23 protein-coding genes are annotated in these 26,959 nt (G+C 42.2%); 13 read left to right on the top strand and 10 right to left on the bottom strand.

Annotated features, from left to right (window positions below; translation table 11 throughout):
- Positions 1–2: 2 nt before the first annotated feature.
- The 4 genes from GYK50_RS07285 (at position 3) to GYK50_RS07300 (ending at position 6,247) form a co-directional block, all read left to right on the top strand.
- A complete protein-coding gene (locus tag GYK50_RS07285; protein ID WP_212563584.1) occupies positions 3–839 on the top strand; it encodes an ABC transporter ATP-binding protein in 837 nt (278 codons plus the stop codon).
- Positions 840–942: 103 nt separating this feature from the next.
- Entirely contained in the window at positions 943–1,719 is a 777-nt protein-coding gene (locus GYK50_RS07290) for an ABC transporter permease (RefSeq protein WP_420070445.1), read from the top strand.
- A 569-nt stretch (positions 1,720–2,288) separates the two neighbouring features.
- Positions 2,289–3,986: an AMP-binding protein gene (locus GYK50_RS07295; protein WP_071001469.1), complete on the top strand. Its 1,698-nt coding sequence runs from the start codon at positions 2,289–2,291 to the stop codon at positions 3,984–3,986.
- Positions 3,987–4,546: 560 nt separating this feature from the next.
- Positions 4,547–6,247, top strand: a complete 1,701-nt coding sequence (locus tag GYK50_RS07300) for an AMP-binding protein (RefSeq protein WP_212563585.1) — start codon at positions 4,547–4,549, stop codon at positions 6,245–6,247.
- An 88-nt stretch (positions 6,248–6,335) separates the two neighbouring features.
- On the opposite strand, the gene GYK50_RS07305 is transcribed toward GYK50_RS07300, so the two are convergent.
- From GYK50_RS07305 to sohB, 5 genes are all read right to left on the bottom strand, one after another.
- The gene (locus GYK50_RS07305; RefSeq protein ID WP_212563586.1) at positions 6,336–7,205 is read right to left on the bottom strand and encodes an SDR family oxidoreductase; all 870 of its coding nucleotides are present in this window, start codon (positions 7,203–7,205) and stop codon (positions 6,336–6,338) included.
- Between the two features lie 159 nt (positions 7,206–7,364).
- A complete protein-coding gene (locus GYK50_RS07310) occupies positions 7,365–8,126 on the bottom strand; it encodes a histidine phosphatase family protein (protein WP_071001466.1) in 762 nt (253 codons plus the stop codon).
- Between the two features lie 42 nt (positions 8,127–8,168).
- Entirely contained in the window at positions 8,169–9,413 is a 1,245-nt protein-coding gene (locus tag GYK50_RS07315) for a phosphotransferase family protein (RefSeq protein WP_212563587.1), read from the bottom strand.
- Positions 9,414–9,602: 189 nt separating this feature from the next.
- Positions 9,603–10,850, bottom strand: a complete 1,248-nt coding sequence (locus GYK50_RS07320) for an acyl-CoA dehydrogenase family protein (protein ID WP_212564523.1) — start codon at positions 10,848–10,850, stop codon at positions 9,603–9,605.
- 270 nt (positions 10,851–11,120) lie between these two features.
- On the bottom strand, positions 11,121–12,101 hold the full coding sequence (gene sohB, locus GYK50_RS07325; RefSeq protein ID WP_212563588.1) for a protease SohB: 981 nt from the start codon (positions 12,099–12,101) through the stop codon (positions 11,121–11,123).
- Positions 12,102–12,475: 374 nt separating this feature from the next.
- Here sohB and aspS point away from each other — a divergent pair, with 374 nt between their 5' ends.
- The 5 genes from aspS (at position 12,476) to GYK50_RS12910 (ending at position 17,240) form a co-directional block, all read left to right on the top strand.
- Positions 12,476–14,302, top strand: coding sequence for an aspartate--tRNA ligase (gene aspS / locus GYK50_RS07330; RefSeq protein ID WP_093069229.1), 1,827 nt, complete (start codon positions 12,476–12,478; stop codon positions 14,300–14,302).
- A 67-nt stretch (positions 14,303–14,369) separates the two neighbouring features.
- Positions 14,370–15,350: a lysophospholipid acyltransferase family protein gene (locus GYK50_RS07335; protein WP_212563589.1), complete on the top strand. Its 981-nt coding sequence runs from the start codon at positions 14,370–14,372 to the stop codon at positions 15,348–15,350.
- 130 nt (positions 15,351–15,480) lie between these two features.
- Positions 15,481–16,275 (top strand): glycosyltransferase, encoded by a 795-nt coding sequence (locus tag GYK50_RS07340; RefSeq protein WP_212563590.1) that lies wholly within the window; start codon positions 15,481–15,483, stop codon positions 16,273–16,275.
- Between the two features lie 105 nt (positions 16,276–16,380).
- Positions 16,381–16,863, top strand: coding sequence for a hypothetical protein (locus GYK50_RS12905; protein WP_227674310.1), 483 nt, complete (start codon positions 16,381–16,383; stop codon positions 16,861–16,863).
- 8 nt (positions 16,864–16,871) lie between these two features.
- A complete protein-coding gene (locus GYK50_RS12910; protein WP_227674311.1) occupies positions 16,872–17,240 on the top strand; it encodes a hypothetical protein in 369 nt (122 codons plus the stop codon).
- A 10-nt stretch (positions 17,241–17,250) separates the two neighbouring features.
- On the opposite strand, the gene GYK50_RS07350 is transcribed toward GYK50_RS12910, so the two are convergent.
- Complete coding sequence (locus GYK50_RS07350; protein WP_227674312.1) at positions 17,251–18,381, bottom strand: glycosyltransferase; 1,131 nt, start codon at positions 18,379–18,381, stop codon at positions 17,251–17,253.
- A 289-nt stretch (positions 18,382–18,670) separates the two neighbouring features.
- Between GYK50_RS07350 and GYK50_RS07355 the strand changes: the two genes are divergently transcribed.
- The 4 genes from GYK50_RS07355 to GYK50_RS07370 all read left to right on the top strand — a co-directional run bounded on the left by GYK50_RS07355 (position 18,671) and on the right by GYK50_RS07370 (position 22,796).
- Entirely contained in the window at positions 18,671–19,672 is a 1,002-nt protein-coding gene (locus GYK50_RS07355) for a stealth family protein (RefSeq protein ID WP_093069087.1), read from the top strand.
- Between the two features lie 93 nt (positions 19,673–19,765).
- The gene (locus GYK50_RS07360; RefSeq protein ID WP_212563591.1) at positions 19,766–20,932 is read left to right on the top strand and encodes a nucleotide sugar dehydrogenase; all 1,167 of its coding nucleotides are present in this window, start codon (positions 19,766–19,768) and stop codon (positions 20,930–20,932) included.
- Positions 20,932–21,945, top strand: a complete 1,014-nt coding sequence (locus GYK50_RS07365; protein WP_212563592.1) for an NAD-dependent epimerase — start codon at positions 20,932–20,934, stop codon at positions 21,943–21,945. Before GYK50_RS07360 ends, GYK50_RS07365 begins: the two co-directional genes overlap by 1 nt.
- Before the next feature lie 83 nt (positions 21,946–22,028).
- Positions 22,029–22,796 carry a hypothetical protein gene (locus GYK50_RS07370; RefSeq protein WP_212563593.1) on the top strand — a complete coding sequence of 256 codons (768 nt, stop codon included), beginning with the start codon at positions 22,029–22,031 and terminating at the stop codon, positions 22,794–22,796.
- A gap of 66 nt (positions 22,797–22,862) precedes the next feature.
- Here the strand turns inward: GYK50_RS07370 and GYK50_RS07375 are convergent, their stop codons facing one another.
- The 4 genes from GYK50_RS07375 to GYK50_RS07390 form a co-directional block, all read right to left on the bottom strand.
- A complete protein-coding gene (locus GYK50_RS07375; RefSeq protein ID WP_212563594.1) occupies positions 22,863–23,972 on the bottom strand; it encodes a glycosyltransferase in 1,110 nt (369 codons plus the stop codon).
- 65 nt (positions 23,973–24,037) lie between these two features.
- On the bottom strand, positions 24,038–25,117 hold the full coding sequence (locus GYK50_RS07380; protein ID WP_212563595.1) for a glycosyltransferase: 1,080 nt from the start codon (positions 25,115–25,117) through the stop codon (positions 24,038–24,040).
- A gap of 65 nt (positions 25,118–25,182) precedes the next feature.
- Entirely contained in the window at positions 25,183–26,049 is an 867-nt protein-coding gene (locus tag GYK50_RS07385) for a glycosyltransferase (protein WP_212563596.1), read from the bottom strand.
- Between the two features lie 72 nt (positions 26,050–26,121).
- Positions 26,122–26,958: a glycosyl transferase gene (locus tag GYK50_RS07390; protein ID WP_212563597.1), complete on the bottom strand. Its 837-nt coding sequence runs from the start codon at positions 26,956–26,958 to the stop codon at positions 26,122–26,124.
- Position 26,959: the final 1 nt, after the last annotated feature.

Genomic DNA, 26,959 nt, shown 5'->3' on the forward strand with positions numbered 1-26,959 from the left:
CTATGCGCATTGATCCTGATAGACCCTTGCTTGAATTTAATAATCTCTGGGTGCATGGCAGGCCGGTAGTCAGTAGCGATAATCCTAAGCATAGTAGTGGTGAACAGACAAAAACCTTTGTACCGCATAAACTCTATCAAAGGTGGTTAAATAAGCGACAAAAAAATGCGCTATCTGATGGACTATCGCCTCATAGCCGCATATTGATAAACGGTGCGAGTGGCAAGCTGCTATCAGGACAAATCACCGTGTTGACAGGGGCTTCTGGTAGTGGCAAATCTGTCCTCTTGCGGGTGCTGGCAGGATTGTTGCCGATGAGCACTGGTGATATTCATTTGCGTAGTGATGCCACGCCACATCAGCGAGATGAAAGCATTCACACCACATCGCCAATTACTTGGCGCAAGCAAGTGGCGCTGCTTGCTCAACAGCCACAGCTGTTAGAGGGCAATGTCCTTGATAATTTAAAGATGCCTTATGCTTTAGACGCGCATCAGACCCAAAGTTTTGATATAAACTGGCATTTGACCCAACTTGCGTCTTTGAATAAAAATGCAGACTTTTTGCAACAAGAGGCCAACCACTTATCGGGTGGTGAGCGTCAGCTGGTCAATACCTTACGCCTACTACAACTCAATCCGCGAGTACTATTACTAGATGAGCCAACCGCCGCGCTAGATATCGACACCTCAGCGCAGTTGGTCAGCTTGCTGATGAGATGGTTGCAGGCCAACAGGCAGCGCTCGTTATTATGGGTAACTCACGATACCAAAGAGATTATGTCATTGGCCAGTAGACATTGGCATATGCAAGCAGGTGTACTAACCGAAGCGCTCTAGGGCACGATATGATGCTCAAAAACTTGTTCGAAACCTTCATTACATCGTGCTCATGACATTACTGCCTTCCTTTATAATGAGCCCCATCAACGGTATGAATCATATGCAAGTATTTTTAACTTACAGTGATATTGCGCTTGCCAGCGGTCTGATTGTCATCGTATTACTCATCTCATGGCAACTGCGCTTAAAACTGACAAAAACGCTGTTGATAGCTGCTATTCGCACCATTGTGCAGCTTAGCTTTATCGGTCTGATACTCGCATGGATTTTTGCACGCGAACAATGGTACGAAGTGTTGCTGATTTTGACCATTATGACCCTGATTGCAGGGAGTGCTGCCAAAAATCGTGTCAAACGCAGCTATAAAGGGCTGCTAACCGATACGCTAATAGCCGTCGGCACCTCAGCGACACTGGTCACTGCGGTAGCGATGATCGTTATCCTAAGAGTACAGCCTTGGTATACGCCGCAATTCATTATTCCTATATTGGGGCTGATATTGGGCAATTCTTTGACAGCCATCTCCTTAACGAGCAATCAGCTGATCGAAGCTTTTCATGAGCAGCAAGGGCGTATCGAGATGATGCTGAGTCTTTCTGCTCGACCATTTGAGGCCGTCCATGAGCAGATTCGTGCCGCAATCACAAATGGCATGACCCCAACGCTCAACTCTATGCTAGTCGTCGGTATTGTCAGCTTGCCCGGTATGATGACGGGGCAAATATTGGCTGGTGCCGACCCCACACAAGCGGTCCGCTATCAGATAATCACGATGTTTTTGATCTGTGTGAGTAGCACACTTGGCTGTACCATCAGCGCGCTGCTCATTTATCGACGCTTTTTTAATAAAAACAAGCAGTTTGTTCTGCCTCATTGATACCATTTTCTCTTTGCATGATATTCATCTTATTGACCATCAAACGTTGCCAGCTTAGCGACTTGCACCATGAATGAGTCATATCCATTTTAATACTTACGCAATCACTTCTCTGTTTTATCAATAAATCCTTCTACCCTATTGACACGTTTGACTCACTCAAAAACTTACCTTGCGGTAGCAAATTTCTTATACATCATATATCTGCTGTAGTGTTCAGCTTTATCTATGCACTGCTCAGTCTTGCTTTCTATTATTGTCTTCAACATTATTCATGCTACTGTATTGCTTAAATGTATCGTTTTTTTGATACCATAGTTGCAAAAACCAGATAATATCTACTTGAAATACAGCTTATTTCTGTCATCGGATTATCTAATTGTTTGATTCATTTAACTCACCCATCAGTAGTTAATTAGATTGAACAACGGCAACAACAGCAAGCAGACATGGACGTTACTGCATCCAATAGCAGGTTAATCACATTAATGTTGATTTGTGATATTGACATGCATATGACTGCTTTCTTAAAAAACATTCACCTATATCAAACTGCAAGGACGCTGACTATGATGCGAAACAAACCTTGGCTTGACCAATATCCCGATGGTGTACCTAAGACTATCAACCCTGATAGATATAGCAGCATAATGGAGCTGTACGAGGAATGCTTTGACCGCTTTCGTATGCACCCTATGAGTATCTGTATGGGTGTGACTCATACTTATCATGATGTGGATGAAGCCTCGTTGGCCGTCGCCGCATGGCTACAATCTCAGGGACTACCACAAGGCAGTGTGGTGGCACTGATGATGCCAAACGTGCCGCAATATCTGCCCACGATGATTGGTATCTTGCGGGCAGGCTATGTATGCACCCCAGTCAATCCACTCTATACAGGCCGCGAGCTGCGTCATCAGCTCAACGACTCAGGCGCACAAATTATCTTTGTGGTAGACAACTTTGCCCAAGCGCTCGAGCAGGTCATCGGCGAGACCAAAATCAAATGTATTGTCTTATCAAAAATGGGCGATATGATGGGGCTCAAAGGCATCTTGGTCAATACTATCATTCGCCAAGTCAAACGTCTGGTCCCCAAATACAAGCTCAACGACCCAAAGTATCAAGTCACCAAACTCCCTGATGTGCTCAAAAAAGGCAAAAACCTTCCCTTTCAAAAGCCAAAAATGTCACTTGATCAAAAGGCGTTTTTGCAATATACCGGCGGCACGACAGGATTATCAAAGGGTGCCATCTTGTCGCAGCGTAATATCGTGGCGGCGGCGATGCAATCAGAGGCTTGGACCCGCCCTATCACCTCTGAGATCAATGAGGTATATATCAATATGGTCATGGCGCTACCGCTGTATCATATCTTTGCCTTTATGCTCAGCTTGCTCGGCATGCGCTCAGGTTATACCTTTATTTTGATACCCAACCCGCGCGATATACCAGGGTTTATCAAAACCTTATCAAAACAGCCTTTCCATATTTTTCCAGCGGTCAATACGCTGTTTAAAGGCTTGCTAGATCATCCAGACTTTAAACACCTAGATTTTAGCTCGCTACGTATCTCGCAGGCAGGTGGTATGGCGGCGACCGAACAAACCGCCACTCGCTGGCTTGAGACCACTGGCTGTGCGATGATCGAAGGCTGGGGGATGACCGAAGGCGTGGCGGTCGGTACGGCCAACGTCATCACATATCGTAAGTTTAACGGAACAATTGGTGTGCCTGTCCCTAGCGTCGATGCCATTGTGATTGATGATGAGGGCAAGCGCGTCGGTGTAAACCAAGCAGGCGAGCTGTGTATCAAAGGCCCTAACGTCACCTCAGGTTATTTAAACAGAGACAGCAGTGATGATTTCACAAGCGACGGTTACTTCCGTACTGGTGATATCGTTAGTATGGATGAAAAAGGCTATTTTAGACTGTTGGACCGTAAAAAAGACATGATTTTGGTCTCTGGTTTTAACGTCTTTCCTAATGAGGTCGAGTCTGTCATGCTTGACTGCGACGGTATCATTGATTGTGCGGTCATTGGTATTCCTGATGAGCGCCAAGGCGAGGCAGTCAAAATCTATGTGGTGCCTGCGGACAACAATGTCACCAAAGAAGCTATCAAAGAATTTGCGCTGGACAACTTAACGGGTTATAAATGTCCGCGCTATATTGAATTTGTGAGTGATCTGCCAAAGAGTAATGTCGGTAAAGTATTACGTCAAAAACTGCGTGAGAAACATCATGCAGACCACCCTCAACACTAAGTAACTTCTCTTGAAAAAGCGCCCTATATCAATAATAAGGCGCTTTTTTGTTGCGCCTATTTGCTTTTAATATCTCATTGAAAGCTAAATGTATCGAGCACAAATTTTTATCTACTCTGATCAATTCTTTATACCTTTCACTCTCCAACATATATTTTTTCATATATCAAACCCAAATATAAACTACCAAGTTCTCGTATGCCTGTAACGAGTTTAGTTGTAGTTATGTTAATGTAAGTCCGCAATGTGTCACTAAGTTTTCTGTCGATTTAGATTAATCGAATATTGACTTTAGACACGTCAAAACTGTTGATTTGAAAGGTATTTCAATTTTAGAAACAGTAACCCGTTATTTGATCTACCCAGAAGCGTATTTATTAAGCATTTAGTCTTGGTAGTTAAATCAAATTTTATAGAGGACTCTGTACGTTAGCAGTATGTGAAAACAAAGGATAGCACTCGACAATTCATCGCTCGAAGAGCACTGATGTATATCGTCGACATGGATGTGACTACTTTTTTATAGACCCTTAACTTATCTTAATTTAAGGACGCTTGGCATGACAGTAGAGAAACCTTGGCTTGCTCAATACCCAGAAAACGTACCCAAGACCATTAATCCCGATCAATATGAAAGCCTCATAGAGTTGTATGAAGAGTGCTTCAACCGTTTTCGTATGCATCCGATGACTATCTGCATGGGTGTGACTCATACTTATGATGACGTTGACAAAGCATCATTGGCAGTAGCAGCATGGTTACAAGCTCAAGGCTTACCTAAAGGCAGCGTCGTGGCACTCATGATGCCAAACGTCCCACAATATTTACCAATCATGATTGGTATCTTACGCGCAGGTTACGTCTGTACCCCGATCAACCCATTATATACAGGTCGCGAGCTGCGTCATCAATTGAATGACTCAGGCGCTCAGGTGATTTTTGTGGTGGATAACTTTGCTCAAGCGCTAGAGCAAGTCATTGAAGAGACCAATATCAAGCGTATTGTCCTCTCAAAAATGGGCGATATGATGGGCTTAAAAGGTATTTTGGTAAATACCGTTATCCGTCAAGTCAAACGCTTAGTGCCTAAATACAATCTAAATGATCCTAAGTACAACGTCACGAAATTTCCTGAAGTACTGAAAAAAGGACGTAATCTACCGTTTCAAGCACCCAAAGCCACCTTGCAGCAAAAAGCGATTTTGCAGTACACAGGCGGCACAACGGGTCTGTCTAAGGGTGCTGTTTTGACGCAGCGTAATGTCGTCGCAGCGGCAATGCAATCAGAAGCATGGTATCGTCCAGTGACCTCAGATATCAATGAGGTATATATCAATATGGTCATGGCATTGCCGCTATATCATATTTTTGCGTTTATGCTCAGCTTACTTGGTATGCGCTCAGGCTACACTTTTATTCTAGTACCCAATCCGCGTGATATGCCAGGGTTTATCAAAACGCTATCAAAACAACCATTCCATATTTTCCCTGCGGTAAACACTTTGTTTAAAGGTTTACTTGATCAGCCAAATTTCAAAGATTTGGACTTTAGCTCATTGCGTATCACGCAAGCCGGTGGTATGGCAGCAACAGAACAAACAGCAAACCGTTGGTTAGAAGTTACTGGCTGTCCGATGGTTGAAGGTTGGGGTATGACTGAAGGTGTTGCAGCGGGTACCGCCAACGTCATTACTGATCGCAAGTTTAATGGCTCTATCGGTATACCTGTTCCTAGTGTGGATATTATCGTCGTCGACGAAAATGGTGAACGTGTCGCCATGCATGAGGCAGGTGAGATGTGCATCAAAGGCCCAAACGTCATGTCAGGCTATTTCAATCGAGACAATACCAATGATTTCACAAGCGATGGTTACTTCCGTACTGGCGATATTGTGAGCATGGATGAAAAAGGCTACTTCACTTTACTAGACCGTAAAAAAGATATGATTTTGGTGTCAGGATTCAATGTATTTCCAAATGAGATTGAAGCGGTCATGCTTGACCATGAAGGTATCGTCGATTGCGCCGTGATTGGTATCCCTGATGAAAACCAAGGTGAAGCCGTCAAAATCTATATTGTGCCTACAGACAACAATGTCACCAAAGAAGACATCAAAGAGTTTGCATTAGACAATTTAACGGGTTATAAGTGCCCGCGTCATATCGAGTTTGTCAGCGAACTACCAAAAAGTAATGTCGGTAAAGTATTGCGTCAAAAGCTACGTGAGCAGCACATGTCAGACAACCCGCAAACGCTATAATCTGTACATGATTATTTAGCCATAGAGACAAAAAAGCCCACTGTTATTAGAGTGGGCTTTTTTGTTTTTATTGCACGAGCGTGTTGCATCAGCTCAATCGACTCATCACTTGCAGCGGCAAACGCTTCATCGCTTGTCCCACGATTGACCATGGTAAGCTCGGTACGCACGCCTCTTCTACCTCGGCCTCAATCGCGGCAACGATCGCTTTGGTACCTGTCTCAGTATCGACTTCAAATGGCAATGGCTTGGCATTCGTATTAATCTCAGTACGGATGTAACCGGGATAAATAGTAGAGACTTTAATAGGCAACTTAGTCAATAGCATATCAGCACGAATCCCTTCTGCAAGATGTGCCAAACCTGCTTTACTCGCGCCATAAGCTGTCAGGTGCTTAGGCAGGCCGCGCATCGCTGACATGCTCGACATGACGACCAGATGACCACTGTTTTGAGCCCGAAAGATATTCATCGCCGCTTCGCATTGCGCCAATGCCGAGATGAAATTAATCTCAACGGTACGGCGATTGGTATCAAAACGTCCTTTACCAATACGGCGACTATCGCCAATCCCTGCATTGACCACGATACGATCAATAGTGCCAAAGTCAGCAGCAAATGCGTCAAATACCTTAAAAACAGCCTCATAATCACTGACATCTAACGCTTGGTATTCGACGCGTATATTAGGATATGTTGCTACCAGCTCTGACTGCAAGCGCTCTAAACGATCAGTACGGCGCGCACAGATAGCAAGATTATAACCAAGCTTAGCAAACAATCTTGCCATACCCTCGCCCAATCCTGAGCTTGCTCCTGTGATCAGGACGGTTTTGCCTTGACCAACCTGCTGTTTGCTTAGGTTTTTTAGATAGCGTGATGGCTGAACGGCGCTAAATACCTGAGCTTTACTTTGTTTGGCGCTTTTAGTGACTAAATTGAGCAGTTTATTTTGCATAAGCCCTCCCTTGTATCGACTCTACATGACACTCCAGTTTTATAGATTCTCTGTACCAACGACAAAAACTGGTTGACTAAAATCGTTTATTGTAATGGCTAATGCTCTACAAATACGTGGCGATTGTGTATAAAAGCGCATCCAAACCCATTGACTCAATTATCGCCACGTCACAAACTGCTTACCTTCAGAAAATAAATGACTGTATTCATTTAAAGACAATAAATGCGCGCGCTGACTCTTTAGGGTGATCGATGTCACGCCCGTATTGACTAAGCTCTTATTTAACTGATAAGCGGTTTGACTGCCTTGGCTCAGTAGCTTTGCGGTAATGGCAGCGATGACACCGCCTGAGGTAAAGACCAATACAGTGCTATGTTGGTCTAAGTGCATATCGGCTATCTTTGTACGTACTTGTTCAAGCGCTTGCTGCGCTCGCTCATTGAACTGCGGCCAGCTTTCAATATAATCCTGATCATTGTTGCCACCATGCCAGCGCTGCATCGCTTGATCAAACAGCTCAGCAAGACGCCGATTTGGTGATTGAGCATTGGCAATTTCAGCGGATATCTCAGCTTGGTTATCAAAATCACCAGCGGATTTCACAAACACATCTTTGTGATTGAACTCGTCAAATTGTGGCAAAATATAGCTTTCATGCTCATCAAAGTTGATGGCTGTCGCAATGGCCATGTCGTCATTATTGGCCTGAGCAAACGGTTGATACCCTTGCCAAAAATGGCGAGCAGAGTCTTGTTGCCTGACCAGATTACCCGTAAATATCGCATCGATACGGCGCTGGGTATTTGCATAGTGTTGACCCAGCATTTTTGCTTGGGTTTCACCTAGCTCTGACAGCCGATCATAGTTTTCTTGACCAAAAGAAGCCTGACCATGACGGGCTAAAAGTATGGTTGTCATAAAATACTGCCTTTTATTATATTGTCCAAATTGCGGTTTTTCTTATACTTCAGCTGAATCAGAGGGCTTAGCAAAATAGCCTTTTGGTAAAATGCCTTTCACTACTTTTTGTACAGGGTCTGGCAATTTCTCAATCGTTGCCGCATCGACTCCTCTGTCTTCTAAATATGGCTGAACGTGTGTATTGAACAGCGCTTCGCCTTCATATTGTGCAATCAGTTTGAGACATTTGGCATGCATGACATGTATGGCAAGCCACGCGTTTTTAAATGCTGGATTGGTGGTTTGTTTATGATAGTAGCGATAGTAGATTTGCTGAATGATACCTGATAGACGAAACAGCCCAAACACTTCATAAAAGGTCCAGTTATCTATCTGTAGTCCAGATTTTTCTAGATAATAAGCAACCACTTCGTCACGCGTCATCATACCTTCTAAGTGAGTTGGCTGGCGACGAAACTGCTGCATGACAATATTGTCGTCTTCCTCAATCCAGTAAGCCAACGCACTACCCAAGTCCATTAGTGGATCGCCAAGGGTTGCCATCTCCCAATCGAGGACTCCGATAACTTTAGTCGGCTCGTTTGCATCGAGTATGACGTTGTCAAAGCGCCAGTCATTGTGAATAATGCACGTTTTGCTATCAGCAGGGGTATGCTTTTTGAGCCACTGTCTGACCAAGGCAAAGCTTGGGACGTTGGGTGTCTTTGCTTTGATATAACGCTTGTCCCAGCCACTAATTTGGCGCGCGCAGTAGCCATCACCGCGACCCAAATCAACCAAATCAGGATGCGCTGTATAATCTATTTGATGCAGCTCTACTAGCGCATCTAAAACATTGGTGCAAAGCTGACGGATTTGTTCAGGATCTAGATCGACCCCTTTTGGTAAATTGGCACGGGGAATGATCCCTTCCATACGCTCCATGACATAGAAATCAGCACCGATGACAGATTCATCTGTACATAGCGCAATCATTTCGGGCACATAAGGATAAGCATTTTTTAATGCTTTTTGAACGGTATATTCGCGTACCATGTCGTGCGCAGATTTTGCCTTGGTACCTTTTGGTGGACGGCGTAAGATAAGATCTTGGTTTTTATCATCGCCTTCATATTGTAAGCGATACGTCCAGTTAGAAGCCCCGCCTGAGAACTGAGTGACTGTAGGCTCGCCTACGACATCGACACCTTGGCTACGTAGCCATTCACTTACCGCTTTGGTATCAAGCTCCTCACCCTCACGTACGGCACCGCCTTTATCGAGTACTTTATTGTCAGTTGACATGTGACATTCCTTATCATGTGATCAGTTATTTTTATAACTTATACTTATAGTAGTAAAAAATTAGTAGTAAAAAACAGTCATAGTGATGAAAAATTCACTACTAAATCGTTAATAGTGAATTTCCAATTTTTTATTTTCAGCAATAGTGGCGTGAGCAACTTAAGGTTTACTCACACCCAATGATTAATATTAGGCTTTGCTAGACTTAGAACGGCTAAAGCCCTGACGCTTTAGCTCTAGCTTAGCAATCATGGTTTTATGTACTTCATCAGGACCATCTGCCAACCGTAGCACACGAGCTTGCGCATAGAAATTTGGTAACAATGTGTCTTGGCACACACCCATGCCACCATGAATCTGAATCGCCATATCAACCACTTCTTGTAGCACAGTTGGCGCAACCACTTTGATCGCAGAGATTTCAGTCAATGCCGCTTTGGTTCCTTGAGCATCCATTTTTTGCGCCGCATAAAGGGTTAGCAAGCGCGCTTGATCAATTTTGATACGCGCCTCAGAGATACGCTCAAAGTTTCCACCCAATTGTAGTAATGGTTTACCAAAGGCCGTGCGCGACATGCCGCGTTTCACCGCCAGCTCTAAAGACTTCTCAGCCGCGCCGATACAACGCATGCAGTGATGAATACGACCTGGCCCCAAGCGACCTTGCGCAATCTCAAAACCCTTACCCGGCCCACCAATAAAGTGACTGACGGGCACACGTACATTATCAAAGCTGATCTCACCATGACCGTGCGGCGCATCATAATCGCCAAACACTTTAAGCATACGTTTAATATTCACACCCGCAGTATTGACTGGTACCAGTACCATCGAGTGCTGATGATGACGATCTGCGCTTTCATCCGCGGTATAGGCCATAACAATCAAAATATCAACCGCAGGATCGCCAAGGCCCGATGACCACCATTTGCTACCGTTAATGACAATTTCATCACCATCGACCACAGCAGTTGCTTGCATATTGGTGGCATCGCTTGAGGCCACATCAGGCTCAGTCATACAAAACACTGAGCGGGTCTCACCTTCTAATAGCGGCGTGAGCCATTTGTCTTGCTGTTCTTGCGTACCATAGCGCCATAATAGCTCCATATTGCCGCTGTCAGGCGCATTGCAGTTAAACACATGCGGCGCGAGCAAACTGCGCCCCGTCAGCTCTGCAATCGGTGCATAGTCAGTGACTGAAAGCCCTGCACCTAAGGTGTCGTCAGGTAAGAATAAGTTCCATAAACCCGCTTCACGTGCTTGTTTGCGTAGGTTGTCATAAGCGTCTGGCCATTCCCAGTTTTCCCAATTTCCATCAGGATTTTTCTTATGACATTCTTCCCAGAATTGGGCTTCGATGGGTTCAATATGCTTTTCAATGAACGCTTTGACTTTGGCATGCATGGCTTGACCATGTTCCGTTGCGGTAAACATTAAATTGTCGCTAGACATAAATGACTTCCTTTTCTTTATTGATTGTCTAAATCGGGTTTTGACAAAAAGCTCTGCGAGATCTTTAATGCGAGCTTTAGTGTACGGACGTATACTGTTTTCTGTATCCTACATTTATAACACAGCAATTACGATTAAACAGCAAAAAGGCGCGACCCGTTAGGACACGCCTTTTACAAAATACAAACAGTGTATTGCTGAACATATGACCGCTAAAATATTAGCCATCAGACATCATAATGATATCTAACACTATTTTAGAATATTCAAACGGCTGTTTAGCTCAAAACGTGCGAGCGCATCTGGCAGTTTATCCACTGCCATACTGAGCGTCGCTTCTGCGGCTTGCGCAAGGCCCAGCTTCTCTGCCAGCGTCGGTTTCTGACGTGAATGTAATGCGTACACCTCATTGTCTTCCATACGCTCTAAAATGTAGCTGTCAGAAGTCTGCAAGCTGTCAATCAGGTTAAGCTTTAACGCATCTTCACCATACCAATGCTCACCTGTGGCTACTTTGGCAACATCAAGTTCTGGACGATAGGTATTGACGAAATGCTTGAATAACTCGTGCGTCTGCTCTAGCTCTTCTTGGTATTTGGCACGATCTTCGGCATCGTTTTCGCCAAACACCGTCACCGTGCGTTTATAGTCGCCAGCCGTAAACATCTCATAATCGACATCATGGTTTTTGAGCCATTTATGAAAGTTTGGCAATTGTGATACCACGCCGATTGAGCCAATAATCGCAAATGGCGCTGCCACCACATTGTCCGCCACGCACGCCATCATGTAGCCACCACTTGCCGCTACCTTATCGACGCATACTGTGAGCTTTAGACCAGCGTCCTTTAAGCGCACCAATTGCGCGGCTGCCAATCCATAACCATGCACCAAACCGCCACCTGATTCGAGGCGTACAATCACTTCATCGCCTTTGTTAGCCGTACTGATTAAGGTGCTGATTTCTTCGCGCAGATGCTTAACGGCAGTGGCTTTGATATCACCTTCAAAATCCAAAACAAAAACTTGCGAGGCATTGTCAGTATTTTTTTTCTGCTTTTTACTTTTTGCTTTTAGCGCCTGCTTGGCTTTTTTTGCCATTGTTTTTTTGAATGCTTTAAGCGCAGCTTTGCCTTGGGTGGCTTCCATTAAATCTTCACGGCGCTGTTTTTGCGCTTCATTTAAGTGTCTTACTTTTAGCTCAACTGGGTTTTTTGGTGGATGAAATAGCATGATTACAAATCCTCAAGTCAGTAGGTATATCACTATAGATGTTTTTATTCAGGTATGGTTGATATGCGCACGCTCGCTGGTATTTTCAAGCAAAATGACAATATTTAACCTAATATAAATATCGCTCAATGAATACAGCCGATACCAATGCATGGCTACGCTTTGATTGAACTCAGCCGGTTGTATAACAAAGGTAGATTAGGCATAATATGCGTTTATATCAAATTTTCTGCAGCCAACGTGATGACCCTTTGTCTTGATCGCGTTGTTTGTGTGTTTTTTTGGCAAATCGCTTGAAACGCACAGCAATGGCTGCATTATTGTACTTCGAATTGGGCTGATAACTGGATAACAATATTATGACGCAAAGCACTATGACGCAAAGCGAATACCGAGACGAATATTGCGGAGCTGTAACCGAGAGCTTGCTTGAGCAAACCATTAGTATCGTAGGCTGGGTACATCGTCGTCGCGATCACGGTGGCGTGATTTTCTTAGACATGCGTGACCGCGCGGGTATCTTGCAGGTGGTTGTCGATCCTGATACACCAGAAGCTTTTGCAACGGCCGATGCGGTACGTCCTGAATACGTACTAAAAATCACTGGCCGCGTACGTCGTCGTTATGAAGGTACTGAAAATAACAATATGACCAGTGGCCAAATTGAGCTATTGGGCAAAGAGATTGAAGTACTGGCCAAATCTGAAACACCGCCATTCCCATTGAATGACGAAAAAACGACTGTGTCAGAAGACTTACGTCTAAAATATCGCTATCTCGATATGCGTCGTCCGCACATGCAAGAGCGTATGGTATTCCGTGCCAAGGCCACCTCAGCGATTCGTCGTTATTTAGATGATCATGGTTTCTTGGATGTAGAGACGCCTATTTTGACTCGTGCAACGCCTGAAGGTGCGCGTGATTATCTTGTGCCATCACGTACCCGTCCTGGTAACTTCTTTGCCCTGCCGCAGTCACCACAGCTATTTAAGCAATTATTGATGGTGTCAGGTTTTGATCGTTATTATCAAATCGCGAAATGCTTCCGTGATGAAGATTTACGTGCCGATCGTCAGCCTGAATTTACACAGGTCGATATTGAGACGTCTTTCTTGAACGAAGAAGAGATCATGAACATCAACGAAGGTCTGATCAAGCATTTGTTCAAGACCATGATGGATGTTGAGTTTGAAGACTTCCCTCGCATGACGTACGCTGAAGCAATGCGCGACTATGCATCAGACAAGCCTGACTTACGTATTCCATTGAAACTGGTTGACGTTGCCGATTTGATGAAAGACGTTGATTTCAAGGTATTTGCAGGTCCCGCTAACGATCCTAAAGGTCGCGTCGCTGCCCTTCGCATTCCTGGTGGCGCTTCATTAAGCCGTAAGCAAATCGATGCTTATACCAAATTCGTCGGTATCTATGGTGCACGCGGTTTGGCTTATATCAAAGTCAATGACGCAAGCCTCATCAACAATGGTGTGGATAAAGAGTCTGGCCTACAATCACCAATCATCAAAAATATGACTGATGATGTACTTGTGAGCTTGATTGAGCGTACTGCTGCAGAAGATGGCGATATTATTTTCTTTGGTGCAGATAAAGCCAGTATCGTGAATGACGCAATCGGCGCATTACGCCAGAAAATCGGTCTAGACTTAGACATGACAACTTGTGAGTGGGCGCCGCTTTGGGTGACTGACTTCCCGATGTTTGAGCAAACCGATGACGGTCAATGGACGTCAATGCATCATCCATTTACCAAGCCTAGAGGCTCTGTTGAAGAGCTGAAAAACAACCCAGAGTCTGCACTATCTATCGCTTATGACATGGTATTGAACGGCACTGAGATTGGTGGTGGTAGCTTACGTATCAATACTTATGATATGCAGCAAGCCGTCCTTGAGGCCTTGGGTATCGGCGAGCAAGAGGCAGAAGACAAGTTTGGTTTCTTACTTGATGCCCTAAAATTTGGTGCACCGCCGCACGGCGGTTTGGCGTTTGGTTTGGATCGCTTGATTATGCTTATGGTAGGCGCTGACTCTATCCGTGATGTGATCGCATTCCCGAAAACCAAAACTGCTGAGTGCCCCCTAACTCAAGCACCTGCTGGAGTGGATAGCAAACAGTTACGTGATCTTGGTATCCGTATGCGTGAAAAAGCACAGGCTGATACCAACAAACCTGCTCAATAAAACATTTAATGATGTACTATTGCTGTCTACAGTGCTTGTTACGCGATTCATCACCATGTGAGTGGTTATGAATCCGTATCATATTTTTAAATTCGTGCCATTGTCTGTACTACAGATGCTGGCACGTTTTGTCGCTTGGGTTATCATCAAGATACCAAGTCTTAGCATCATGCGTACCATTCATATTAATATGGCGCTGATTACTGACAAATTGTCTGAGCCGCAAAAACGCGCACTGACCAAAGACATCATCTATCATCAATGTCTGAGCAGTATTGAATCTATCAAAAGCTGGGCAATGCCACCTGAATGGAGTATTGCCCAGATTCGTGACGTCCATAATAAAGATATTCTACTAGAAGGTCTTGCCAATCCCAATGGCATGCTGGCTATCGTCCCTCATCTCGGTACATGGGAGATGATGAACGCGTGGCTCAATCAGTTTGGTTCGCCAACTATTATGTACAAGCCTGTGGACGGCAGATTCGCTAATGAGTTTATTCTTCAAGGGCGTGCGCGTCTCAATGCAACCTTGGTGCCTACCGATGGTAGCGGTGTTAAAGCCGTGTTTAAAACCCTCAAGCAAGGCGGCTTTAGTATTGTATTACCAGACCACGTCCCAGATCCGTCAGGCGGCGTAGTCGTTCCTTTCTTTGGTATCAAAACATTAACCAGTACCCTTGCCTCAAAACTGGCGAGCAAAACCAAATGTGCCTTAGTTGGCTTGTCTTGTATTCGTCGTAATGATGGACGCGGTTTTGATATTTACTGCTATAAGCTCGACGATCCAGCGCTATATGACCGCAATACCGAAGTCGCGACTCACGCACTCAATCAAGCTATGGAGCATATGATTAAAGACAACTATAGTCACTATATGTGGGGCTATCGACGTTTTAAGCGCATACCAAATCTAGGCAATCCTTACCGAAAAGATAAAGCCACTTTAGCAGCCTTTATTCGGTCTCATCACGCTAATGCTAGTCGTTCTGGTAACGATGTAAGTGGTTCTTTTACTGATGACACTAACATCGATAATCGCAAGTAATAACTGTACTATCGTTTACTGATTTAGACATATCATCAATCACAGTTATGCTAATATTGGCTAAGTTCTGTACCCTCTAATTTCTATTAGCCCTTCATTTACCTCACTATTATCTCACTACGAGTGCATTATGACATCTGACGTAACTAAAACCTTACCTATAGAACCAACACAAAACCATACTGCTGAACAGCGTTATATCATTTGTATGAAATGGGGTGATAAATACGGTCCTGAATACGTCAATCGTTTGTACAATATGGTGAGCCGTCATCTGAGCTTAGATTTTCAAATGGTTTGCCTAACTGATGACAGCACAGGTATTGATCCTGCGATTGCTTGTTATCCCATACCTGACATGGATCTACCAGCAGGTCCTGAACGTGGTTGGAAAAAGCTCACGACCTTTAAACCTGAGCTATATGATTTAAAAGGTGTGGCACTATTCTTAGATATTGATATTGTGATTGTCGATAATATTGATGCGTTTTTCACTTATCAAGCGAAGCACGAAGACAGTGTGGTCATTATCCGCGACTGGAAAAAGCCGTGGCGTATGATTGGTAATAGCTCCGTGTATCGCTTCAATGTTGGCATGAATACCTATCCTGATTTGCTGGCAAACTTTGAGCGCAATTTTGAGACTATTCGTACGCAAGTGCGTCACGAGCAGGCTTACCTCTCTAACTATTTGCGCGAGCATCATCACCTAGAGTACTGGGATAAGACATGGTGCGTGAGCTTCAAGTATCAATGTATCGCGCCCATCCCTTTTAACTTTGTGCGAGCGCCTGCTCTACCTGATAATGCAAAAATCGTCATCTTTCATGGTGAGATTAACCCGCCCGATGCCATTGCTGGTAGCGGCGGTAAATGGTATCGACATGTGAAACCAAGCCCATGGTTAAAGCAATACTGGCAGTAAATATATAGCCATGAACCATGTGTATATAGTTCACCAATAGTCCAAACAATTTGCAGGCAATGCATTAGGATACAAGTTATTTGAGATCAATGACTGGAACATAGTATGGCGTTATATTTGAGGTTACCTGCTACCGCTGGGTTCAACATTGATAGCGAGCTCATCGTTATTAGTGCTTTTAATGCCAATGAAGCAGAGCAAAGTTTGCTTGGACAAGACGTCAATATTATTGCCTCAGGGCCATCGGTACAACAACTATCGTTGTCAGAACTATTAGACACGCCCACTATTTTTGTCAACGGTAGTATCAGCCTTACTGAGCACCACGCCTTCGATCATATTGCTGGTTATGTCATCAGTGATGCGCGCTTTATCAATCATCAACCTGAAATTCTACGTCAGTATTATACAGGTCAACCTTTGTATGCAACATTAGCCGTCTTTGAAGCGATGGCCACGACTCACCCTGATATCATGCGCACGCACCATCATGCCATGCGGGTATTGTATCCAGTAGACAGACCCTGGGGGGGGTCAAATCAAATAAGCTATCATTCAATAAGCTCATATTTAAGAAAAAACGCCTGAATAAGAAAATGCCTTTATCCTACTTTATCAATCATCCGAATTTTGTTATTGATAGCGGTCAAAGCGCAACTGAGATCGGCGTCTCACTCAATGTTACTCATGGATTTGTCGAGGCGGGTACGGTTGCTTACGTAGCCACACAGCTGGCTTTCTCACGCCATGCAGCGACCATTCATCTATACGGGATTGACTTACTCAATAGCGATCAACCACGATTTTACGAAAACAACCACAACCGCGCGCCAAGCACGCTGAACAAAGTCATGAACGAGCGCATCGTACCTTCGTTTAACTTATTAGGTAGAACTTATAAGACTCACGGTATCGATGTCATCAATCACTCTCCTGTCTCAAAAGCCTTATTTGATACTCTCTAATCTCTCGTCTCTACTGTCTAGCACCTTGCTTTACCAATAGACCAAACTTTAGATATTGCTGCGCGATATGATTTGGCAGTAGCTGCTGATTTAGCGGCACTATGTAATTCGTCAGATTGTTTACTGCTTGATCGATGAGTATCGCCAATCCCTCAATATCACCGACGGGTATCAAGCTTTTGACAGGCAATAACTCTCTTGGACCAAATGGACAATCGGTACTGATTACTGGTACGCCAAGAGCTTGCGCCTCTACAATGACATAGCCAAAACCCTCAAACTTAGAGGTAAGCACCATTAATGCCGCTGAGGCAATGATCGGATAAGGATTACTCTGAAAGCCCAAAAACCTAACACAGTCATTAATCTTAAGTTGAAACGCCAGCGCTTTAATCTCTGCTTCAAGCTTGCCTTTACCAACCAATACTAATGGCAGCTTCCGCTCTGTTTTTGCATAGGCTTGTAGCAAGTCTCGATGACCTTTCATGGTATCGAATGAGGCGACATGGACAATATATTGTTTGTCTCTCAAGCCAAACGATTCGATACGTGGTTTTTGTAACGCTTTACTTTGGATCCAAGTGGCATCGCAAGGATTATAAATGGTTGTAATGGTTGTGGTTTTAGTGATGTCTCCTAAAAGTGAGATTAAGTCCTTGCGAGCGCCATCGCTGACGCAGCTACAGAAATGAGCACCATAGACCATACGTAAGTGACTTATCGTCTGTCGTGGTTTATCAGATAATTGATACTCAAACTGCTTAGATAGCGCTGTATGCAGCACATTCACGATGTTGGGTAATTGGCTGTACGCCATAATCCAATTCACTTTATAAATATTAGCCAATATCAGATTTGGTGTCCCTATTTGGCTAAGCACATACTCATCAATGCGCTTAGCGACTGCCTCGTAAGCCTGTGCCTGTTTAGAGTTTGGCTCAATATCTTGCTCAGAAAACACCTTATCGTATGGCACGATATGATAGTGAATGTCAGCATCTAACGGCATATCCTGTGTTTCTTCTAGACATAAAATATGGACGCTATGACCCATTTTTGCATAAGCACTTGCTAATGTAGTCACCATCCGCTCAGCACCGCGGCCTTCAAGCGCTTTTAAAATAAATAGAATGATGGGCATTGATATCTCAACTTGGTTTTTTGAATGATAGTCATACAAGGCATCCATGTTCACAATGATTACAGGATTTTGGTTCTTTATGCTAGTCTCATCTACTTTTATTCACTACAGTATAAGCTAGGCTTATCAACTGACGCGTAAAAAATCATGAATATTGTTGATTTTATAAAACAGTTAACCCTTGCTAATACAGTTATCAATAAATATCATAGCTGATCTAAGTAGAATCAACATTTAAATAGAATGTATAACCACTAAAGACACCTATTGAAAAAAAACAGGATCAATCATGCAGCAACTTGATGAGAAAGCAATAGACATTGTCATCGCTTGGGTGGATGGTTCAGACCCTGTACTCAAACAAAAAAGAGAGTCCTACAAGCCAAGTAACATCGTAGCGTCAGATGCCATAACTGCCACCCGCTTCGCAAGTGATGATGAGATATATTACAATATCGCCTCTATCATCAAATACGTGCCTTTTTGTCGTCATATTTATGTGGTCACCGACCAACAAAAACCTGCGTTCATTGATGAATTTGCCAAGCAAAATATCTGTGCAGCAGATAAAATACGTATTGTCGATCACAAGGAAATATTTTCGGGTTATGAAGAATTTTTACCGACCTTCAACACTCGATCAATTGAGACGATGATTTGGAATATCCAAGGATTGTCTGACTATTTTATCTATATGAACGATGATTTCTTTTTTAATCAACCAGTGACGATAGATGACTTTTTAGACAGTGAGAAGCTAATCATTCATGGTGAGTGGCGTAAAAGTGCTGCTTTGAATGCCAAGCTCAATTTTCGAAAATCACGCTTTAAATTGTTTGGCACACCAATACAGCCAAGGCATACTATCGCGCAAATGTTAAGTGCTAAAATACTGGGCATGAATCAGTTTTTTGAAATTCATCACTACCCTCATATTGTCGATAAAAATATCTTACAGTCCCATTTGTTGAATCATCCGCAATTATTGACCGAGCAGATAAAATATAAATTTAGAGATGTGGCCCAAGTGAATCCTATAACGCTAATGAATCATCTAAAAATTCAAAAAGGCGAAGCAAGTTTAAAACCTAACACCTCTATCAACTATTTAAAAAATGAGAATAGCGTAGAAGATTTTATTCTTGCCTTAGAAGATAAAACTATTAAATATGGCTGTATTCAAAGTTTGGATCTTCTTGAGTCAGACTTATATAAAAAAATCAGTCAAGCCATGAGGCACAAATTCTTGGCTTATCTACCTGCTTCTTTGATAGCAAGCACCGATAAATAAATTTAAATATATTTAGTTTAAGATTGAATGGTGATTAATTTCACTTCCTCTTGATCTAAACCAATAAAAGCTCAAAAATCACTTGGATATATTATGAAAATAGCAGTAGTAGGTACAGGCTACGTAGGCTTATCGAATGCAATGCTGTTAGCACAGCATAATGAAGTCGTTGCTGTCGACATTGTCGCTGAAAAGGTAGAATTGCTAAATAATAAGCAATCCCCTATCGAAGATACAGATATCGACAATTTTTTATTGAATAAAGAGCTCAATTTTTCTGCGACGCTGGATGCTAAAGAAGCTTATAAAGATGCAGATTTCATCATCGTTGCCACGCCGACTGATTATGATACCAAGACCAATTATTTCAATACCTCCACAGTAGAAGCCGTCATTGAGCAAGTGCTGTTAGTGAATCAACAAGCAACCATTATTATTAAGTCTACAGTGCCAGTAGGTTACACAACCAGTATCAAAGAACGTTATGCGACTGATCGCATTATTTTTTCGCCTGAGTTTTTGCGAGAAGGTAAGGCACTACATGACAATCTTTATCCTTCACGTATCATTGTAGGCGCACAGACTGAGCAGGCTCGAATATTTGCCAATTTATTACTTGAAGGCGCAATCAAAAAAGACGTACCGCTATTGTTCGTTGAGCCAACAGAGGCAGAAGCCATTAAATTATTTTCTAATACTTATCTGGCAATGCGAGTAGCGTATTTTAATGAGCTTGATACTTATGCGCAAACTTTTGGACTTGAGACCAAACAAATCATCGAAGGGATTGGTTTAGACCCTCGTATTGGCAATCATTATAATAACCCTTCCTTTGGCTATGGCGGCTACTGTCTGCCCAAAGATACTAAGCAGCTGCTCGCAAATTACGATGAAGTGCCAAGCAACCTGATAAAAGCCATTGTCGATTCTAATAGAACCCGCAAAGACTTTATTGCCGATAAAATCATCGAAAGACAGCCAAAAATCGTGGGAATACATCGCCTAGTAATGAAAAGTGGGTCAGATAACTTTAGAGCATCTGCCATACAAGGCATCATGAAACGTATCAAGGCAAAAGGTATAGAAGTCATTGTCTACGAGCCTGTGCTAAAAGAAGACAATTTCTTTAATTCGCGTGTGATTCAAGATTTAGAAGCCTTTAAATCAATGAGTGATGTCATTGTCGCAAACCGCCTATCTGATGAGATAAAAGATGTGGCGGATAAAGTATTTACTCGAGATCTATTTGGGAGCGATTAATGAAAGTTTTAGTAACTGGGGCGGCAGGTTTTATTGGTTTTCATTTAATCAAGGCGATACTAGAAACAGATCTATCTGCTAGGGATTACTTTATCGTTGGTATCGACAATATCAACGACTATTATGATACAGATCTAAAAGAAGCGCGTTTGAGAATATTAGGTGAGATATCAGATCCAGAAAGTTTTACATTTATTAAGTTAGACCTTGCTGATCGTGAAGCCATGTCTGAGCTTTTTGCAACCTATCAATTTGATACGGTTGTTAATTTAGGTGCCCAAGCAGGTGTGCGCTATTCTATCGAAAACCCTAATGCGTATATCGACTCAAATGTGGTTGGCTTTGTTAACATACTTGAAGGCTGTCGTCATCATGATATCAAGCATCTGATCTATGCCAGCTCCAGTTCTGTCTACGGTATGAATATTAAGCAGCCATTTACCACTGCTGATTGTGTTGATTTTCCTATTAGTCTATATGCCGCCACCAAAAAATCCAACGAGCTTATGGCACATAGCTATAGCCATTTATATAATATTCCTACGACAGGACTGCGCTTCTTCACTGTTTATGGTCCTTACGGTCGACCTGATATGGCATATTTTTCGTTCACAAAGAAAATTCTAGCTGGCGAGCCAATTAATGTATTTAATAATGGTGATATGCAGCGTGACTTTACCTACATTGATGATATCGTCAACGGTATCATTCGCATTATTAATAAAGCACCTTCGCCCCAGCATTCTACTATTACGACCGCAGCTGCCCCCTACAAGATTTACAACATTGGTAATAATCAGCCTGTCACTTTGCGCCGTTTTATTACTGCCATTGAAGATGCTTGTGGTAAAAAGGCACAGGAAAACTTATTGTCCATGCAAGCAGGCGACGTACCGATTACTTACGCCAACATAGATGAATTGGTAGATGATATCGGATTCAAACCTGAAACGAGTATCGAAGAAGGTATCAAACAATTTGTCGATTGGTATAGACAATATTATTCAGTTTAAACAAATAACAATGATCTCTAAGGCTTATATCATAGAGATTAAGGCGCTAATATGTTTATATATTTTTAAAGGATTTTGATAACATGGCTACACCTTCAAGTTGGCAGAGAAAATTGATATTGATGTTTCGAAGCGAAAAAAGATTGAATGCGGGTAAGATTATCAAAACCTATAATGATAGAAGCTTTGATGAGATGAAAGCAACAACCATTACTGAATCAATGTGTGATATTGAAGCCTTAACTAATGAGCGTAAAAGTACAGATTTAGAAAACCATTTGAATAACTTGAAATACAAATCGCTTGGTGAGTCTGAGCTCTGCTTTTATCACAACACGCTTATTATACTAATGCGCCGTAAGTACAAAATAGATAAAACATTCGCTGAATTTGAAAGGCTATGGGAAGCAGAGAGCGACTATTTATTGACACATCTGTCGTTGCGCTGGATTGTCTCTGCTTGCGATACGTTTATTGATCATTCAAACAATACTCATAGAGCAGCTATCTTGATGAATGTCGTAACTCTAATGAATACTTTACGTACTTATGAAACCAAAAACTTTCTGCAGTTATCCACTAATGCTGAATCTATGCCATTGCTAACTGAAAAAACCGATATGCTTTATGCTGGTGACTTGCCTCTGTACGATGGTCTTACTTATTTTCGTATCGGCACCGATGATAGCTTGAGAAATATGCGAAAACGCTATAATAAATTTCAGAAAGTTGATAAATTGGCCACGACCATGTTACTGGCAGTGTTTGAAAAACTGCAGAATAATGACAGTGCTTTTGCTACTCTACGGCAGTTGCACAGAGATGATTGGTCTAAATGGTGGTTGGATTAGTCTATCTCATATATTACTACACGACTACACCCTACACCTTTTATCAAGGTTGCAACCGAGTAATGTCTAACCATTAGTTCTCATAAAATCTATATATTGTTGAGCAATATTAATTGGTGATAACTCTCTGTCAAACGAGGACTGATATGTGTCAGCCTTCTCCATTGCTTCATCCATCTTCTTAGCTAATGTATCAATATCTCCCACAGGGACGAGGTTGTGTGTTGGTAGCAACTCACTTGGACCCGATGGGCAGTCTGTACTGATAACAGGTGTCCCTAAAGCCAGTGATTCAGCAATAACCCGTCCAAATCCCTCAAAGACTGATGACAAAACCATAAACTGTGCTTTTTGGATATAAGGATATGGATTTTTTTGAAAACCTAAAAAATGTACACGGTTATCCAAACCTAAAGAAGTAACCAGCTCTTTCATTGACGCCAGCAATACACCTTCACCCAATAATAGAAGTGGCAATGTTTTCCGAGTCTTTGCATAACTTCTAATCAATACTTCATGAGCTTTTTGAGTCTTAAAACTACCAACGTGAATAATGTAACTGCCAAACTCTGGCTCAAACTCTGATGCCAATTGCACGATCTGTCTTTGGTCAATCGGGTTGTATATTGTCGTTGTATTCATCACACCCAATGTAGCTTGAAAGTCTTTTTCGACTCCTTTACTAATACATATACAAGGATGCCGAGAATATATATTGCTTAATCTTTTATCATTTGCTTTTTTGCCTTGGCTTCTAAACAATTCAATTTTTTTAGAAATAGTATTTCTAATTACGTGTGCGATATTGGGCAGACTACTATGGCGCAAGACCATATCGGCTTTATCTAAATTCGCTAGCGTCAATATTGGAGTACCAATCTCTTTGAGCACGTATCTGTCTAATACTTTTGCAAAATACCAGTACCTAAGACTTTTAGTAGGTATAGAGTTATAATCATTTAGGTCTAGTTGATGATAAGTAATATCATCATTGAGCTCATAAGCTACTTTAGATTTGAAGCGTAAAATATGGACATCATAACCTAACTCGTGAAAACCTTGTCCCAGCGTCAAGACCGAACGCTCTGCACCGCCACCTTGCAAGCAGTTAATAACCAATAGCACTTTTTCTTTACTATTCGAATTTTCTTTTTTTTCTGTAATATTATCAATCATTTATTAAGTATTCTTAAAAATAAATATTTAGGCTTAGAGATGTAGCGGCCCAACTGTTTTGCCAGCTAAAGATTTTGGGTAAATTCTACGTATTTTTCTGCTATTTTGGCTGGTAGCAGCGCTTCATCGAATGGCGCACGAAACGCTTGCGGATTACTCATCGCTTGCTGCATTTTTGCGGCAATGGCATCAACATCGCCCATCGGCATTAAGTTACGTTCTGGTAGTAATTCACTTGGGCCTGATGGACAGTTGGTACTGATAACAGGAGTACCTAGCACAAGAGCTTCGGCAATAACTAAAGCAAAACCCTCCCAGTCAGAGGTCAGTATCTTAAACTGTGCATTTTTAATATAAGGGAAGGGATTATCACGAAATCCTAAAAATATTACTTTGTCTTCTAGGCTTAACTCTGTTACCAGTCGCTCTGTTTCACCTTTATGCTTACCTTGACCCAAGAGCAGTAAAGGCATAGATTGATCTGTTTTTGCATAAGCATTTACCAATACATCATGACGCTTGGCATCTTTGAAACTACCGACATGGATAATATAGTTTTGGTAGTCAGGGACAAAAGCATCGGCTTGTTGTTGAATACTGTTTTTATCTATTGGATTATGAATGGCAGTGGTTGGCGTAATATGACCAAAGCTCTTAACAAAATCTTTTTGAGCGCCTTCACTGACGCACACACAAGGATGCTTGGCATATATATCTATCATTCTTTGCTTTAACTGCTCAGCGTCGTGATTTTTATTAAACTTATAGAGTAGTGATACTGTGTTATGAATAATATAAGTGATATTAGGCAGTTTACTATTACTTAGAATACTATCGGCACGATCTAAGTTGGACAGTATGATATCAGGCTGACCGATATTTTTCGACACGTATTTATCAACAGCACGTGCAAAAATCTGGTCACGTCTTTGTGCCCCTGGTATAAGTTTATACGGCTTAAACTTAAGTACATGGTAGTTAAAATTCGGACTTAAGTCATACTGTACTAACGGCTTAAATCTTAGAATATGTACTTCATAGCCCAATTCATAAAACCCTTGCCCCAATGTTAATACGACACGTTCCGCACCACCGCCCTGTAGACAATTAATAACGAGTAACACTGTTTTTTTATGCTGCTTCATACACGATAACCTATGGAGTAATTTTTCATTTTCTTAGAAAGGCTTATCATTGCTTCATTAAAAAACTAGCGTTTAAATAGCTTCGAAAAAAATGTTTTAGAAGCGTGTGGACGAGTCACCTTATTACCGGTATAACCTTCTTGAGATTTTTTAGGAAAATGACCGAAAGGTTCCACCCTATAACTGTCTAAATCGTATCCAGCAGCAAGTGCTTCGTTATAATATTCATCAAAAACCTCAGATAAATCCTGCCTCGGGTGCGACATTATTTCACCGTCAAACCAGTGCTCGATACCTTCTTCACTGACTCTAGGTAATGAATATTTATGACTGAACTGCGTACCCATATCTGAATAATGCAAAATCCTAATATCTTCTAACGCTAAGTTTTCGCCATCTATACAGTTGTAACTATCCTGATAAGGCTCAATGAGCTGATTATTATCTTTGAATACAGCCATCATTTCTTTATGGCTTTTGGGATCTTTCCTGAGTTTTTTAATTGGTAGGACAATGTTTTTTGCCGCCTTGCAATCCCATACGCATGTACACAATCGGGTCATATCCGCATTAGTCTTAGCAGCTACAACAGACTGTCCTTCAATAGGATGGTGCCACAGCTTTGCCAAATCATCTAAAATAATGACATCAGCGTCCATGTAGATGGCACGACCAGAGTATTGACAGTACTCTGGAATTGCCCAGCGAAAACCTGAAAAAGGCGTTGACCATTTAGTGGTATTCCAACCCTCTCCAGTCTCAGGATTAGAATACCAATAGCTATTAGGATCACGTGACAGCTGCATCCATACTATCTCAACGGGTACACTGGTATGTTTATGAATACTATAATCTAATACCATCATCTGCTCTAGATCACAGTTATTTGGGTCACAACCAACAAAGACTTTAATAGTATCTTCTGTATTCATAATTTTATCCGTTCACTGATTAATATTTATCTTTGCTAATACAATGCATAATACTCAAATATATAATGGGACCTATTCTTTCCAGTACTTTTCGATCCACCCTACTGGCAAGATAAAATGACGCAAGTGACGTAGCGGTCTTTTTAGATTTTTGGGCTCAGTTAATCTTTTTAAGTGATCTTTGGCATTGTTAGCAGCATTTTTATTATATCTACCTTCGATCGCATGTGTAGGATATAAATCACCAGGGAAAATAACGATGCGAGCACCTTTAGGAATCTTTGGCTCTTTGATGTAGTTAAGTGGGAACGGTTGACGACATTTGCGTCTAAAGTGCGCAACCCATGCTTTTGGAAACAGCTTGACACCGCCTGGCGCATTACGCGTCACAAAGCGCTGCTCAAAACGATATTTGTCCGCGATGCCTTGTGGATCAGCTTTGAATTTTTCTTGTAGCGAGACAAGCGACCCTACCTGAAAGCGGAAGCAAGACGTCTGGCCGAGGCGCTCTAGCGGGTTACTTGGGTTATAAGATAAAATAACATCGTCCGGCTCGCCGTATTCAAAGAAAGGATCGAGGCTATCTACTATAATCACATCCAAATCTACAAATAATACTGTCCCTGTCAAATCACCTAACTTCTCACCCCATAAACGTGATTTTGGCCACTTGCCAAGTGTGTTGGTTGGCATGGTGACATCTAGTGGTGGCAATGCTTGACATTCGATTTCTGGACGTACATCGGTGGTATCATCGGTAAAACAGACAAAACGAAACGGTGGCGTAATATTGCGAGATACCATGCCATACAGTTTATTGGCGTAATCAGCCCCGTACTTTGTACCCCATTTAATACAAATAATTTGTTTGATATTTTTATTATCTGCTGTACTAGAATCTATTGGCATG

Origin of the sequence: Psychrobacter pacificensis, assembly GCF_018336615.1 — a bacterium.
Taxonomy (GTDB): Bacteria; Pseudomonadota; Gammaproteobacteria; order Pseudomonadales; family Moraxellaceae; genus Psychrobacter; species Psychrobacter pacificensis.